Raw genomic sequence first — 15,687 nt, 5'->3', positions numbered from 1 at the left:
TCAACAAATAATTAAAGGCTGATCTTAGTAGGTCAGCCTTTTTCAACTAAACTATTAATTTATGAAAAATATTTTTACTTTACTTTGTTTTTTCATTTCTAGCACTATTTTTGGTCAAGTTACCATTACCCCATACCCTTTTAATGTTAATGAATCTATCACTATAACTGTTGATGTTAATTCAACAGCATCAAACTGTAATGGCTTTTCAAACCCTACAAAAGTATACATGCATTCAGGTATAGGTGACGATTCCGATGCTTGGGGATATAATGTTGTTGGTAACTGGGGTGAAGACGATGGTGCAGGAGAAATGACTGATAACGGAAATGGAACCTGGAGCATTACCTTAGTTCCAGAAACTTATTACAGCTTAACAAGCACACAAGCCGAAAATGCTATTAAAATGGGCATGGTTTTTAGAAATGAAGACGGTTCGCAAGAATTAAAAGCTAATGACTGTTCAGATTTCTATTTTGATGTTGGCACATTTCAGGTAAGCTTAAGTAGTCCTGCTCAAAATTCAACAACCATACTCAGTTCTGGTGAAAGTTTATCTATTACTGCTTCTAACATTGGTGGTAACGCAGAATATGTGCTTAAAGCCAATGATGTTGTTATAAATACACAATCGGATATTTCATCTTATTCGTATACCCATACAAACATAACAAGCAACCAAATTTACAGCTTAGAGGTTACATTAAATGGCACCACAATTATCAAAAATTTCACTGCTCTGGTAGACCCCGGACAAAACATTAGCGTAATGCCAACAGATTATCAAAACGGCATTACTTATTTAAGCGATACAGAAGCCGTACTAGTTTTGTATGCTTCAGGAAAGGATTTTATTTACGTAGCTGGTAGCTTTAATAACTGGCAACCAGATGCTAACTATGCAATGAATTGGGATGTTACTAGAAATAAATTTTGGATTACTTTAACTGGATTAACTCCAGGACAAATAGAAACTTACCAATACTGGGTAGTAGATAAAAATCCCCCAGCCAATTCTCCAGAATTAGTTAAAACTGCCGATCCTTATTCAACCTTGGTTTTATTTCCTTTTGACGACCCATACATTTCTGCTACAACCTATCCAAACTTACCAGAATATCCCGAAGGTCAAGAACGAGAAGTAACCGTACTACAAACGGGGCAAACAGAGTATAACTGGCAAGTAACCAACTTTTCAAAACCTAAAAAAGAAGATTTGGTAATTTATGAAGTTTTAATCAGAGATTTTGATGCCGATAGAAACTTTCAGGATTTAATAGACAAAATAGACTATTTTAAGAATTTAAACATCAATGCCATAGAACTAATGCCTATAATGGAGTTTGAAGGTAATGAAAGTTGGGGATACAACACCTCTTTCCACATGGCTTTAGATAAGTATTATGGAACAGAAGAAAAATTTAAAGAATTTGTAGACACTTGTCATCAAAATGGCATTGCTGTAATACTAGACCTTGCTTTAAATCATGCTTTTGGTAGAAATCCTATGGTTAGAATGTGGATGAGTGACCCAGATGGAGACGGTTGGGGAGACCCCAATAGTGAAAACCCATACTTTAACACTACAGCAGCACATAGTTACTCTGTTGGTTATGATTTTGACCATATAAACAGCATTAGAACGCAAAATTATGTAGAAAGCGTTATTAAACATTGGATTGAAGAATTTAAAATTGATGGGTTCCGTTGGGATTTAACCAAAGGTTTTACCAATAATTGTGAAAATAACGAAGGCTGCACCAATGACTATAATGAAGATAGAGTTGATATACTAAAACAATATGCCGATTATTCTTGGAGCTTAGACCCTGATCATTACGTTATTTTTGAACATTTAGGTGTTGATTGGGATGCCGATGGTAATGGCTTAACCTCGCTTGATGAAGAAATAGAATGGGCTAATTATAGAGCAGACGAAGGAAAAGGCATCATGCTTTGGGGTAAAATGACTGACTCCTACAACCAACTAACTATGGGATATGCAACAGATTCTGATATAAGTAGAATGGGACACCTATCAAGAGGATTTACAGAACCAAGATTAGTTGGGTACGCCGAAAGCCATGATGAAGAACGGTTAATGTATAAGAACATTACCTATGGAAACACAGGTATTAAAGACGATTTAAATGCTTCATTAGGAAGAATGTCTGCCTTAGGAGCCGTTTCTTTAACAATCCCTGGCCCTAAAATGATTTGGCATTTTGGGGAATTAGGAATGGAAAACTCCATTTTCACATGTTCCAACGGATCTTATGACAATGATGGTTGTAAATTAGACACAAAACCGCAACCCCAATGGACAGAAAATTGGTTAGCAGACACCAACAGAAGCCAAATATATAATGATTGGGCTAGAATTAATGCTTTAAAAATAAATGAAGATGTATTTGAAGGCAATTATACTATAGATTCTGGAGACCTAACCCCCATAATTAATATTTATACAGGAGACTTAAACACTTCGGGGTCTGAACTTAAAAATGTAGTTATTGTTGCAAATTTTGAAACTACTACCCAAAGCATTGTACCAAATTTCCCTTATACAGGAATCTGGTATGATTTAATGGATGAAACAGGTAATACTTCTATAAACATTACCAATACAGGGCAGGCTATTAGTTTAGATGCTGGTGAATTTAAAATATACGGAAACCAAACAGCTTCATTAAGTACAGAAGACAAAATTTTTGAAACTGGTTTAATGGTCTATCCAAATCCTACAAGAAATGAATTTAAAATAAATAAAGAGGTGATTTCTGTATCTATTTATAACCTTACAGGAAAACAAATTTTAACCTATAAAGGTGATTTTGAAAAAGGTTATGCCTTTAATATTTCTAATCTACCTCCAAGTATTTATTTAGTAAAAGTTAAAAATAATTTAGGAGCAGAACAATCCTTTAAAATGGTGAAACTGTAGTTTAGTTTAGTTTTTGTTGTAATAAAAAAGCTTCTCTTAGTTGAGAAGCTTTTTTAATTTATATAAAGAAGTAAATTTAGTTTCCTTTTTTATAATCTGCTAAAAACTTAGCTAAACCAATATCTGTTAACGGGTGTTTTAACAATCCTGTAATAGATGATAATGGTCCTGTCATAACATCAGATCCTAGTTTAGCACAATCAATAACATGCATCGTGTGACGGATAGATGCCGCTAAAATTTGTGTATCAAAAGCATAATTATCATAAATCTGACGAATTTCAGCAATAAGATTTAAACCATCTGTTGAAATATCATCTAAACGTCCTAAAAATGGTGATACATAAGTTGCGCCTGCTTTAGCTGCTAATAAGGCTTGACCCGCAGAAAACACCAAAGTAACATTGGTTCTAATACCTTTATCAGAGAAATACTTACAAGCTTTAATACCATCTGCAATTAAAGGTAATTTTACTACTATTTGAGGGTGTAAAGCTGCTAAAGCTTCTCCTTCTTTTACCATTCCATCAAAATCGGTTGAGATAACCTCGGCACTTACATCGCCATCAACTAAATCACAAATCTTTTTATAGTGATTTAATATATTTTCTTCTCCTGTAATACCTTCTTTAGCCATTAATGATGGGTTTGTTGTAACACCATCTAAAATTCCTAATGCTTGTGCTTCTGCAATATCATCAAGGTTGGCTGTATCTATAAAAAATTTCATCTTATTTAGTTATTATTTTATTAATACTGTCTTTAAATATTCTATTACATTTTGGCTTACTTGCTCTCCTGTAAAGCCAAATTTCTCATCAAGAACGCCTGCAGGTGCAGAATAACCAAAATGGTCTAAGCCAAATACTTTTCCATTAGCTCCTACTAACGATTCTAAATTAACAGGTAATCCAGCAGTTAAACCAAATAACGGTTTATTGGTTGGAATCACCTTTTCTTGATAGGCTTTAGGTTGTTGTCTAAACAAACCTTCTGAAATAATAGAAGCGATACTAACTTTTAAATTTTCTTTAGATTCTAAAATTTCTGCAGCCGCAATTAAGGTTGAAACTTCCGATCCATTAGCCACTAAAACAACATCTGGATTTTCTACTTCCTTCACTAAATAACCACCTTTTTCTGCTCCAAGTGCTTCTTCATATCTAGAACTTTTTTGTGAAGGTATGTCTTTTATACCTTGTCTAGACAAGATTAAACCAGAAGGTGTATTTGTGTTTTCCATAGCCATTTTCCAAGCTACTGATGTTTCTGCAGAATCTGCAGGTCTTAAAGCTAAGAAACTTTGTTTATGGCTGTGGTTTTTAAGTTTTTCTAATAATCTAATTTGCGCTTCTTGCTCAACAGGTTGGTGCGTTGGACCATCTTCTCCTACCCTAAAGGCATCATGTGTCCATACATATTTTACTGGTAATTCTTGTATAGCACTCAATCTAATAGCTGGTTTCATATAATCTGAAAACACAAAAAACGTTGCTACTACAGGAATAACGCCTCCATGTAAAGCAATACCATTTGCAATACACGCCATAGTTAATTCTGCTACACCTGCTTGTAAAAATGATCCGCTAAAATCACCTTTTTGTAACGCTGATGTTTTCTTTAGGAATCCATCGGTTTTATCAGAATTAGATAAATCTGCCGATGATACAATCATATTTTCTACATTTTCAGCTAAATAAGCCAATACATTTGAAGAAGCAGCTCTAGTAGCTAATCCTGATTTATGTTCTATAGATTCAAAATCTAATTTTGGAAGTTCTCCTGATAAGAAAAAGTCTAATTTCTCTGCTAATTCAGGATTTTCTTGTTTCCAAGCATTAATTTCTGCTTTCTTTTTTGAAGCATTAGCTGTTTTTTCAGCTATTATATTTTTATAAAAATCGTTTACCTCATCAAAAATATCGAATGGATTTTCAACATCAGCTCCTAAATTCTGAAGAGTCTTTTCGTAATCGGCTCCCGTATTACCAATTGGTTGTCCGTGTAACTCACAATAGCCTTCAAACATACTTCCGTCTGCAGCTACACATCCTTTACCCATAATGGTTTTACCAATTATTAGGGTAGGTTTTTCGGTTTCATTATTAGCATCCGTTAATGCTTTTCTTATCTGGTCATGATCATGTCCATCAATAGTAACAACTTTCCAGCCCCAAGCTTCATATTTCATGGCTGTGTCTTCAGTAGTAACCTCATCTGTAGAGGTTGATAATTGAATATCATTAGAATCGAAAAACATAATGAAATTACTAAGTCCTAAATGACCTGCAATTCTACCTGCTCCTTGCGAAATTTCTTCTTGAATTCCTCCATCTGAAATAAAACCATAAATTTTATGGTTCATCCAATCTCCAAATCTGGCTTGTAAAAACTTAGCTGCAATAGCGGCTCCCACCCCCATTGTGTGCCCTTGCCCTAATGGCCCCGATGTATTTTCTATACCTCTAGCAACATCTACCTCTGGGTGCCCAGGAGTAATGGAACCCCATTGTCTAAAATTAGCAACATCTTCTTTTTTATAATTCCCTAATAGGTAATATTGTGCATACATTAAAGTAGATAAGTGGCCTGCATCCATAAAAAAGCGATCTCTAAATGGCCATGACATATCTGTTGGGTCATAGTTAAAAAACTCTGAATAAAGGATATGCATAAAATCTGCCCCTCCCATTGGTCCTCCAGGATGTCCTGATTTAGCTTTTTCTACCATGGCTACAGCTAAAGCTCTTATGTTATCTGCCGCCTGCTGATCAATTGCTTTGTTCATTTTAATGTACGATTAGTTGTTTACTTTAAGGTTTACAAATGTTTTCTTTTGAAGGAGTTAATAAATAAACATCTTTCAAATAAGAAAATTAGTTTTTTGCAAATATATAATCTTTAATTAGTTGGGAAGTTAAAAACCTAATATTTTCATTAAAAACAACGAAACCTTTTGAGTTGCTTTTTAAAGTATAAAAAAAGCCTCTCAAAATAAGAGAAGCTTTTTAAATTTTATAGTACAAAAGACTCTAATTTTATGAAATGCTTTGAAAATGAATCATCTCTAACACCTAAATTATTTTAAAATAATTACTAAGTCATCAGAATTTACCATAATGCCAGGTTTAAGTACTATTTGTTTAACCGTAGCATCGGCATGGGCTGTAATGGTTGTTTCCATTTTCATGGCTTCAATTATAAATAAAGGTTGATTCTTTTTTACTTTTTCACCTTGTTCAACCAAAATAGTAGATAACATTCCTTGAAGTGGTGCCCCTATTTGATTTTCATCACTTTTATCAATTTTAGTATGTTCTACTTTATCAACCTTAACGGAAGTATCTCTAATTTCAACACTTCTCCCTTGACCATTTACTTTAAAATAAATAGTTACAATACCGTCTTCATTGGGGCTTCCTATAGAATCTAATGTAACTAAAAGGGTTTTTCCTTTATCTAGTTCTACAATAATTTCTTCACCTACATCCATGCCATAAAAGAAATTTTTTGTTGGCAAATTCATGAGGTTATCATATTTTAAATGCTTATTAAAAGCCTCTGTAAAAACTTTGGGATACAATTGATATGACAGAAAATCTGTGTAATCAATTTTTCTACTTAAGTCGTACTCAAATATATTTTTAAAGTTTTTAAATTCTTCTTCAAGATCCATTGGAGGCATATGTGCATTGGGTCTATCTGTATAAGGTATTTCGTCTTTAAGAATTATTTTTTGAAGTTTTTCAGGAAAACCACCAACAGGCTGTCCTAAATCTCCTTTAAAAAAGTCTATTACAGATTGAGGAAACGATATATCATCTCCTTTTTCAAGTACATCTTGAATGGTTAAATTATTACTAACCAAATACTGAGCCATATCACCAACCACTTTAGAGCTAGGAGTTACCTTTACAATATCGCCAAATAATTTATTGACCTCACCGTACATTTTTGTAATTTCATGAAACCTATCTGCTAATCCTAAAGCTTCGGCTTGAGGTTTTAAATTAGAATATTGCCCACCTGGAATTTCATGTTTATAAACATCGCCTGTACCAGCTTTTAAACCAGATTCGAAAGGATAATAATACGTTCTTACAGCTTGCCAGTAATTTGAATATTCGTTTAATGAATCAATATTTATAGAACTTGCTCTGTCTTGATATTTGAGCATTTCTACTACTGAATTAAAGTTTGGTTGCGATGTTAAACCAGACATACCTGCAAGGGCAACATCTACTACATCAACCCCTGCTTCAATTGCTTTTATATAAGTTGCTGATTGAATTGAAGACGTATCATGTGTATGTAAATGCACTGGGATTTTTAATTCTGATTTTAACGCTGAAATAAGCTCATAAGCCGCATATGGTTTTAATAAACCAGCCATATCTTTAACACCTAAAATGTGAGCTCCTGCATTTTCTATTTCCTTGGCTAGATTAATATAATACTTAAGATTATACTTTTTATTGTTAGGATTTAAAATATCATTTGTATAGCAAATTGAACCCTCTGCTAAACCTTGGGTACGTGTTCTAACATGTTCTATACAAGGTGCTATAGATTTCATCCAATTTAAAGAATCAAAAATTCTAAAAACATCAACGCCATTTTCCCAAGATTGTTCAACAAATTCTCCTATTAAATTATCAGGATATGCCTTATAACCTACTGCATTAGACCCTCTAATTAACATTTGTAACAATAGATTAGGCATTGCTTTTCTTAAAAGCCTAAGTCTTTCCCATGGGTTTTCTTGCAAAAACCGTAAGCACACATCAAAAGTTGCACCTCCCCAAACCTCCATACTGAATATTTCTGGATGTTTTTTTGCATAACCTTCGGCTACCTTCAACATATCGTAAGTACGCATGCGCGTAGCGAGTAAACTTTGGTGAGCGTCTCTCATGGTGGTATCAGTAAAATGAACTTGCTTTTCATTTATTAACCATTCTGAAAATTTCTCGGGACCTAATTCGGTTAGTAAATCTTTTGTACCTTTTGGGTATGGTGCATTAGCATCAAACTTTGGCACAACAGGCTGAACAAATGTTTTATTGGGGTCAAGTTTTTTTACATCGGCATTACCGTTAACTATAACGTCTCCTAAATAAGTTATTAATTTTGTAGCTCTGTTTTTAGGAGCTTTAAATACAAATAAATCGGGTTGAGATTTAATAAAGTTAACCGTAACCTCTCCTTTTCTAAACGTGGGATGTTTTAATATGTTATCAAGGAAAGGCATGTTGGTTTTCACCCCTCTAATTCTAAATTCTGCTAAAGCTCTTCTAATTTTTCTACAGGCACCATCTAGAGTTCTACCGTGGGCAGTAACTTTCACTAACATAGAATCAAAAAATGGTGAAATTTTCACACCTTGATAAATGCTTCCTGCATCGAGTCTAATACCAAAACCCGAAGCACTGCGGTATACTGAAACGGTACCGTAGTCTGGTTTGAAATCGTTTTGTGGGTCTTCGGTTGTTATTCTACATTGAAGAGCGTATCCGCTAATTTGTATTGATTCCTGACTTGAAATTTTAATTTGGGTGTCTGAGAGTTTATAACCTCCTGCAATAAACAATTGCGTTTTTACCAAATCAATATTAGTAATAACTTCTGTAACAGTATGTTCTACTTGTATTCTTGGGTTTACTTCAATAAAATAGATAGAATTATCATCATCTACTAAAAATTCAACCGTTCCAATATTGTTATAATTAACGGCTTTACAAATTTTAATAGCGTAGTTATATAAATCTTGTTTGGTTTCATCTAATAGCCCATAAGAGGGAGCAAACTCAATAACTTTTTGGTAACGCCTTTGAACGGAGCAGTCGCGTTCAAATAAATGAACGGTATTTCCAAAATTATCGGCTACTACCTGAATTTCAATGTGCTTAGGGTTTTCAACAAATTTTTCTATAAAAACGGTATCATCACCAAAAGCCTTTAAAGCTTCGCGTTTACTTTCACCAAAAGCACTGCGTAATTCGTCTTCTTTTCTAATGACCCGCATGCCTCTACCACCGCCACCTGAAGCTGCTTTTAGCATAATGGGGTAACCTATTTTTTCAGCTTCTGAAAGAGCTGTTTCTATATCTTTTAAAGGTTTTTCATTACTTTTTATAATGGGTATATTATTAGCAATGGCAACCTCTTTTGCTGTTATTTTATCTCCTAAAGATTTTAGTACCGATACTTTGGGGCCAACAAAAATAATTCCGTTATCCTCACATTTTTGAGCAAAATCGGCATTTTCTGAAAGAAAACCATACCCTGGATGTATGGCATCTACATTATTTTCTACTGCTATTTTTACAATAGCATCAATATCTAAATAAGGTTTTAAAGGTTCATTGTCTTCACCAATTTGATAGGATTCATCTGCTTTATATCGATGCAGAGAATAACGGTCTTCATAAGTGTAAATACCAACCGTTTTTACGTTAATTTCTGTACATGCTCTAAAAATCCTGATTGCTATTTCGCCCCTATTGGCAACAAGTACCTTTTTAATTTTCATAGTTTAGTTAGTTTATAGTTTAGTTATCTTAAAAATATGGTTAAACTCAATGCCCCATGCGCTCCAATAACTAATGATTGTTCTATATCTGCTGTTTTTGAAGGCCCAGAGATAAAAACTCCAAAACCAGAAGATTGGTCTTGTGTTTTTTCATAGGCTTGGTGCATATAAGGCACAATATCTTTAGAAGAAAGCACTAAAACCAAATGTTTTGTAATAAAAGGAAGCACTCTAATAGGCAACTCGGTATCAGATACCCAAACAGCTCCGTTTTCTGCAACACCAAGACTACTTTCTAAAATTAGAATATCTAAATCCTCAAGGTCTTTTGGATTTTTAACAGTAGCTAAATCTAGGGTGTTAAAATCCTGTGTATTTTCTAAAGCAGAATAGTTTATAGCAGTATTTGGAATAATAGATTTTATTTGATTTATAACATCTTCATTAGAACTTGCCTGTAAAACATTACCGCCAACAATTTCTACTTTTTTAGTAAATTCTTTTATTATATCTAAACCTTCATTAAAAATACCTGCATCAATTTGAGGTAAACTTAAATGTTCTGGTTTGTTAGACTTTATTTTTTCTAGTATGGCTTCTCTACTTCCCATAGTTTAGTCTTTTTTGTTGTTATCTCTGTTATTATACCATTCATCAAAACTTTGTTTAGGGCCTTTTGGTAAATCTCTAGCTTTTCCCCAAGCATTAGGTTTAGAGTTTATTATAGATTTTGGTAAATTTCGTAAAGACCACCTCGCTACTTTTCCAACGGTTTCAAATTGTGATGGTTTTGAGAATATTTTCCCCATGACCTTCATAGATTGCTTTTTAATAAAAGGCTGTGGTGTTTCTTTGGTTATTATTTGTCTCCACTTATATAATTGGGTATGAATATCAATTTTAACCGGACAGACATCTGAACATGAGCCACACAAGGTGGAAGCAAACGGTAAGGTACTGTATTTTTTCAAATCTTTTCCTGGAGACAAAATAGAACCGATGGGTCCTGGAATGGTATAATCATAACTATGCCCACCGCTACGCCTGTAAATAGGACAGGTGTTCATACAAGCGCCACAACGAATACAATGTAATGATGCTCTAAAATCTGGTCTGCTTAATTGCTCTGAACGCCCATTATCTACAATAACAATATGCATTTTCTTACCTTTACTTGGCTTTTTAAAATGCGACGAATAGGTGGTTACGGGTTGCCCTGTAGCACTTCTTGCTAACAAACGTAAAAACACTCCTAAATGTTCGCGTTTTGGAATGATTTTTTCAATACCCATGCAGGCTATGTGTACTGGTGCTAAATGCGCTCCCATATCGGCATTACCCTCGTTAGTACAAACTACAAATTCACCTGTTTCTGCAATAGCAAAATTTACACCTGTAATAGCTACATCTGCTTCTATAAATTTCTTTCTTAAATGTTTACGCGCTTCATTGGTTAAATATTGTGGGTCTCCATTGGCAGGTTTTGTTCCTAAATGTTCTTGAAACAATTCATCAACTTCAAATCTATTTTTATGAATTGCTGGAAGCACAATATGACTAGGTGGTTCTTTGGCTAATTGTACTATTCTTTCACCCAAATCAGTATCAATTACTTCAATCCCTTCTTTTTGTAAATAGGGATTTAAATGACATTCTTCGGTAAGCATGGATTTACTCTTTACTACCTTTTTAGCATTGTTTTCTTTTAATATGCTATGTATAATTTTATTGTGTTCTTCTCCATTGGCCGCCCAATGTACTTCTACACCATTTTTTTTGGCATTTTCTTCAAATTGAATGAGATATTTATCAATATTGGTAAGCATATGCGCTTTTATACCATGACCTAAATTTCTTAAATCTTCCCATCCTTTTACGGTGTGTGCAGCTTTGTCTCTTTTATGTCTTACAAACCACAACGCTTTATCGTGCCAATCTACACGTTTTTCGTCTTTATTAAATATGGATGCTAATTTTGCGTGACTCATAGTTTTGATTTTGTTGGTCAGTTAGATGGTTTTGTTTTAATTACATTTGGCTATTTAATATTTCGGCTACGTGTAAAACCTTTAATGGTTTTTTGTTTCGATTAATTAAACCTTCTAAATGCATTAAACAAGAGGTGTCTGTAGCGGTAATTACTTCTACCCCACTTTCTAAATGGTCTTGTACTTTATCTTTTCCCATTTTTACCGAAACAGCTTCTTCAGTTACTGCGAAAGTTCCGCCAAAGCCACAGCATTCATCGCTTCTTTTTACAGGCATTAATTCGAGTCCTTTTACTTCACTTAATAATTCTTCAATATAAGAATATGAGTCTATTGCCAATTCTGAGCAAGACCCCAAACGCAAGCCTCGTAAACCGTGACAACTTTTATGCACACCTACTTTATGTGGAAATGAAGCCCCTAGGTTTTTAACTTTTAATACGTTTAAAATGAAATCGCATAATTCATATACATTATTACGTACTTTAGTAACATCGTCTGTTTGCGGAATGATATTGTAGTGCTTTTTAACATGATAAGCGCAACTTCCGGAAGGTGTTACGATATAATCAAAATCTTTAAAGTTTTCTACAAAATTATTGCAGGCGCCAACAGATTCATATTCGTAACCTGAATTTGCCATAGGTTGACCACAACAGGTTTGACCTGATGGATAGGAAACGTTTACTTTAAGTTTTTCTAATAGTTCTAAGGTTGCTATACCAACTTGTGGGTATAATTGATTTATGTAGCAAGGAATAAATAAACCTACTTTCATGAGTTTTAGTTTACTAAATGTTAATTTACAATACTAAAACGAATATATATAATTATCTATCTAAAAAATGACATTAACCAATACTATTTTTGCTTTATTATTAAATAATCATCAAAGATAAGCAACTTATATATTTTATTGCTAATAAAAAAGGGTTTGCTAAATCTGAAATATATCAGTTTAAACAAACCTAAAACTAAAACAACTTTATATTATAAAATCAATACAGACTAACCTTCGTAAGCTCTTGCAACTTATTTAGAAGTTCCTAAGCCTTCAATACCAAGTTCTACAACGTCACCAGGTTTCATATTATTTTATTTGTGTCTTTAAAAAATTATTTAATTTAAATTGACGATGTTTTAATTCTATAATTCTTAAGATAATCAGAGGGCGTGCAATTCATAATAAGCTTAAACTGTCTGTTAAAATTTGAAATATTTTTAAAACCAGACTCATAACAAATAGCTGAAATATTAAACTTATTTTCTATAAGTAATTTGCAGGCATAACCTATACGAATTTCTGTTACATATCGAGAAAACGTTTTTCTATTTACGCGTTTGAAATAACGACTAAAAGCCGATGTATTCATATGCGCAATATTAGCTGCTTCATCTAAACTTATATTTTTATTAAAATTTTTAAATATATAAGCCTGTACTTTATCTTGGGTATCACTTTTTGAAGATTTAAAAGATTTAACAAACCCCTCGCTTGCTAATTGTTTGGTTTGATTATGATTGGCTAACTTATCAAGAATAGTTAAAAAAGTTATAGTTTTATAGAACCCCTTTAGTTTCATCATATTTTGAATTTCCAAAATAAGATTTTTACTAACATTTAAAAACTTAATCCCAAACTTAGCCCTCTCAAAAAGCTTTGATAGATGGGTCATTTCGGGCGTTTTAAAAAAAGTGTCACCTAAATAATCTTGTTTAAAATGAATAGCAATGGCTTTAGCAGATTTATTAGAATCTTCTTTAAAATAATCTTCATCATTCAACCACATATGTGGTAAATCTTTACCAATAAGTACCACATCACCAACCTCAAATTTTTCAACACTATCACCCACAAAGCAGGTACCTTCACTTTTAAGAATAACAACCAACTCTAATTCTGGGTGATAATGCCAAATCTTTAGAAAATAAGGATATTCATTTACTTTAGTGGTAAATGAACTATTGCTAATACTGCTTCTATCTAAAAGATGGAGTTTCATAAAAACGACTACACACGGTATTATTTAAGCAAAAATACCTAAAAAGGTGCTATGAGTGCAAAAAAAATATTATTCTAGGTAAAAAGGGATCAACCCCAAAAGTTGTGTGTGAATAAAGATAGTTTTAGTTTTGAAGTTTTAAAATTATTGTATTGGAACTTACCTTAGACCTATTAAAACTGTTTTTACCTGAATTTTTAATTGACAATTTCGATTTAGTGAAACACACTAAAACTAACGAAATTCTTCATTTGTATGAATCATAATCCAATTTTTGCTTAAAACGGATCAATCTCAAAAGTTGGGTCTAAAGAGAAAAATAATTTTCTTTGTACTTTAAATTATATTGATGAATAAAGACACTGAGTTATCCTTGTTAAGTTTAATATTACCAGAAGGAATATTAGAGTATTTTGATATTGTTGGATTCGATAAGAAGCCTATAAAGCATGTTTTATATGAGAACCGTCTAACGATATATTTGGAGGAGAAAAAACAAATACCATCTAAGTACAAGGATTGCAAGTATAAAGCCAGTGGCTTCATGGAGCCTCGAATAATCGAGGATTATCCCGTTCGAGACAATCTACTATCATTAAATCTTAAACGAAGGCGTTGGGACGTTCTACTTGATAAAAAGAGGATTAAAGTAAGTCGTGAATGGGATGAATTTATTGCACAGGGAACTCGAATATCAAAAGAGTTTGCTGCTTTTTTAAAAGAAATCGACTGATAATACTGCTCTGAGCAGCCAACAACTTGGGCACCAGTATGGTATGTCCGGAAAAAGGCTTCAAAGACATTATAAGGATCACTTAAGTGATTTTAAGCAATGGGAGCATAAGAGTCATGCTAAACAGTGGCTTGTTTTCCCTGAAAACTTAGGTTCTTATTTATCCATTGATGAGACAGCGCTGTCCAAGGGAGAGCTCTATACCATCATTACCAATAAGAAGGCCAAAGGAAAGAAAGGGGCTTTAGTTGGGATATTCCACGGAACTAAAGTGGAGCCTATTATCGAACAACTCTTGAAGATCCCAGCAAAAAAGCGTGCTAAAGTGAAAGAGATCACCTTAGACATGGCTAACTCTATGAAAACGATCTCCACTAAATGTTTCCCGAAAGCCATCCAAGTAACAGACAGGTTCCATGTACAGAAGCTGGCAATAGAGGCGCTCCAAGATCTTCGTATCAAATACCGATGGGAAGCTTTGGATCAAGAAAATGAACAGATAAAGCTATCTAGAGCTGCCGACAAAGAATTTAAACCTGTAACTTTTTCTAATGGTGATAGCTCAAAACAACTCCTGGCCAGGAGTAGATATCTACTGTATAAATCCCCAGATAAATGGACTCCAAATCAGAAAGAGAGGGGACAGATATTGTTTAATGAATACCCAGAATTAAAGAAAGCTTATGGACTTGTTCAAGGCTTGAGGAATATTTTTAACCAAGCCATAGATATTAAAGTAGCTTACACCAAACTAGCCCACTGGTACAAAGATGTAGAGGAGTCAGGATTTAAGAGCTTCCAAACGGTAGCCAATAGTATTACTTTAAATTACCGCTCTGTACTCAACTATTTTATAAACAGAAGTACTAATGCTTCAGCTGAATCCTTTAATGCCAAAGTAAAGGCTTTTAGATCTCAATTTAGGGGAGTCAGGAATACGGAATACTTCTTATATCGCTTGATTAAATTATATTCTTAAAATGGTAAAAACCCAGATTTTGGATCAATCTCAAAAGTTGGGTCTAAAGAGAAAAATAATTTTCTTTGTACTTTAAATTATATTGATGAATAAAGACACTGAGTTATCCTTGTTAAGTTTAATATTACCAGAAGGAATATTAGAGTATTTTGATATTGTTGGATTCGATAAGAAGCCTATAAAGCATGTTTTATATGAGAACCGTCTAACGATATATTTGGAGGAGAAAAAACAAATACCATCTAAGTACAAGGATTGCAAGTATAAAGCCAGTGGCTTCATGGAGCCTCGAATAATCGAGGATTATCCCGTTCGAGACAATCTACTATCATTAAATCTTAAACGAAGGCGTTGGGACGTTCTACTTGATAAAAAGAGGATTAAAGTAAGTCGTGAATGGGATGAATTTATTGCACAGGGAACTCGAATATCAAAAGAGTTTGCTGCTTTTTTAAAAGAAATCGACTGATAATACTGCTCTGAGCAGCCAACAACTTGGGCGCCAGTA

11 protein-coding genes are annotated in these 15,687 nt (G+C 33.5%); 4 read left to right on the top strand and 7 right to left on the bottom strand.

Going from position 1 to position 15,687, the window contains the following annotated elements; genetic code table 11:
- Positions 1-61 precede the first annotated feature (61 nt).
- Positions 62-2,944 carry an alpha-amylase family glycosyl hydrolase gene (locus tag BWZ22_RS09225; RefSeq protein WP_076699532.1) on the top strand — a complete coding sequence of 961 codons (2,883 nt, stop codon included), beginning with the start codon at positions 62-64 and terminating at the stop codon, positions 2,942-2,944.
- Positions 2,945-3,020: 76 nt separating this feature from the next.
- Here BWZ22_RS09225 and fsa read toward each other — a convergent pair whose 3' ends face one another.
- From fsa to BWZ22_RS09190, 7 genes are all read right to left on the bottom strand, one after another.
- Entirely contained in the window at positions 3,021-3,674 is a 654-nt protein-coding gene (gene fsa / locus BWZ22_RS09220; RefSeq protein WP_076699531.1) for a fructose-6-phosphate aldolase, read from the bottom strand.
- Between the two features lie 12 nt (positions 3,675-3,686).
- Positions 3,687-5,732 carry a transketolase gene (locus tag BWZ22_RS09215; protein WP_076699530.1) on the bottom strand — a complete coding sequence of 682 codons (2,046 nt, stop codon included), beginning with the start codon at positions 5,730-5,732 and terminating at the stop codon, positions 3,687-3,689.
- Positions 5,733-6,023: 291 nt separating this feature from the next.
- A complete protein-coding gene (locus tag BWZ22_RS09210) occupies positions 6,024-9,476 on the bottom strand; it encodes a pyruvate carboxylase (RefSeq protein ID WP_076699529.1) in 3,453 nt (1,150 codons plus the stop codon).
- A 23-nt stretch (positions 9,477-9,499) separates the two neighbouring features.
- Positions 9,500-10,087 (bottom strand): LUD domain-containing protein, encoded by a 588-nt coding sequence (locus tag BWZ22_RS09205; protein WP_076699528.1) that lies wholly within the window; start codon positions 10,085-10,087, stop codon positions 9,500-9,502.
- A gap of 3 nt (positions 10,088-10,090) precedes the next feature.
- Positions 10,091-11,464, bottom strand: a complete 1,374-nt coding sequence (locus tag BWZ22_RS09200) for a LutB/LldF family L-lactate oxidation iron-sulfur protein (protein ID WP_076699527.1) — start codon at positions 11,462-11,464, stop codon at positions 10,091-10,093.
- Between the two features lie 40 nt (positions 11,465-11,504).
- The gene (locus tag BWZ22_RS09195) at positions 11,505-12,242 is read right to left on the bottom strand and encodes a (Fe-S)-binding protein (protein ID WP_076699526.1); all 738 of its coding nucleotides are present in this window, start codon (positions 12,240-12,242) and stop codon (positions 11,505-11,507) included.
- 346 nt (positions 12,243-12,588) lie between these two features.
- Positions 12,589-13,467 carry an AraC family transcriptional regulator gene (locus BWZ22_RS09190; protein ID WP_076699525.1) on the bottom strand — a complete coding sequence of 293 codons (879 nt, stop codon included), beginning with the start codon at positions 13,465-13,467 and terminating at the stop codon, positions 12,589-12,591.
- Positions 13,468-13,816: 349 nt separating this feature from the next.
- Here BWZ22_RS09190 and BWZ22_RS09185 point away from each other — a divergent pair, with 349 nt between their 5' ends.
- From BWZ22_RS09185 to BWZ22_RS09175, 3 genes are all read left to right on the top strand, one after another.
- On the top strand, positions 13,817-14,200 hold the full coding sequence (locus tag BWZ22_RS09185) for a hypothetical protein (protein ID WP_076697215.1): 384 nt from the start codon (positions 13,817-13,819) through the stop codon (positions 14,198-14,200).
- Positions 14,201-14,243: 43 nt separating this feature from the next.
- Complete coding sequence (locus BWZ22_RS09180; RefSeq protein WP_076697213.1) at positions 14,244-15,179, top strand: transposase; 936 nt, start codon at positions 14,244-14,246, stop codon at positions 15,177-15,179.
- 85 nt (positions 15,180-15,264) lie between these two features.
- Positions 15,265-15,648: a hypothetical protein gene (locus tag BWZ22_RS09175; protein ID WP_076697215.1), complete on the top strand. Its 384-nt coding sequence runs from the start codon at positions 15,265-15,267 to the stop codon at positions 15,646-15,648.
- The last annotated feature ends 39 nt before the right edge of the window (positions 15,649-15,687 follow it).

This window comes from Seonamhaeicola sp. S2-3, assembly GCF_001971785.1.
Classification (GTDB): domain Bacteria; phylum Bacteroidota; class Bacteroidia; order Flavobacteriales; family Flavobacteriaceae; genus Seonamhaeicola.
This window is presented reverse-complemented; position numbering and strand designations above follow the sequence as displayed.

Coding starts and splice junctions, on each gene's coding strand:
- BWZ22_RS09190 (WP_076699525.1), bottom strand. CDS start 13,467: ATGAAACTCCATCTTTTAGATAGAAGCAGTATTAGCAATAGTTCATTT.
- BWZ22_RS09225 (WP_076699532.1), top strand. CDS start 62: ATGAAAAATATTTTTACTTTACTTTGTTTTTTCATTTCTAGCACTATT.
- BWZ22_RS09180 (WP_076697213.1), top strand. CDS start 14,244: ATGTCCGGAAAAAGGCTTCAAAGACATTATAAGGATCACTTAAGTGAT.
- BWZ22_RS09215 (WP_076699530.1), bottom strand. CDS start 5,732: ATGAACAAAGCAATTGATCAGCAGGCGGCAGATAACATAAGAGCTTTA.
- fsa (WP_076699531.1), bottom strand. CDS start 3,674: ATGAAATTTTTTATAGATACAGCCAACCTTGATGATATTGCAGAAGCA.
- BWZ22_RS09195 (WP_076699526.1), bottom strand. CDS start 12,242: ATGAAAGTAGGTTTATTTATTCCTTGCTACATAAATCAATTATACCCA.
- BWZ22_RS09205 (WP_076699528.1), bottom strand. CDS start 10,087: ATGGGAAGTAGAGAAGCCATACTAGAAAAAATAAAGTCTAACAAACCA.
- BWZ22_RS09210 (WP_076699529.1), bottom strand. CDS start 9,476: ATGAAAATTAAAAAGGTACTTGTTGCCAATAGGGGCGAAATAGCAATC.
- BWZ22_RS09175 (WP_076697215.1), top strand. CDS start 15,265: ATGAATAAAGACACTGAGTTATCCTTGTTAAGTTTAATATTACCAGAA.
- BWZ22_RS09200 (WP_076699527.1), bottom strand. CDS start 11,464: ATGAGTCACGCAAAATTAGCATCCATATTTAATAAAGACGAAAAACGT.
- BWZ22_RS09185 (WP_076697215.1), top strand. CDS start 13,817: ATGAATAAAGACACTGAGTTATCCTTGTTAAGTTTAATATTACCAGAA.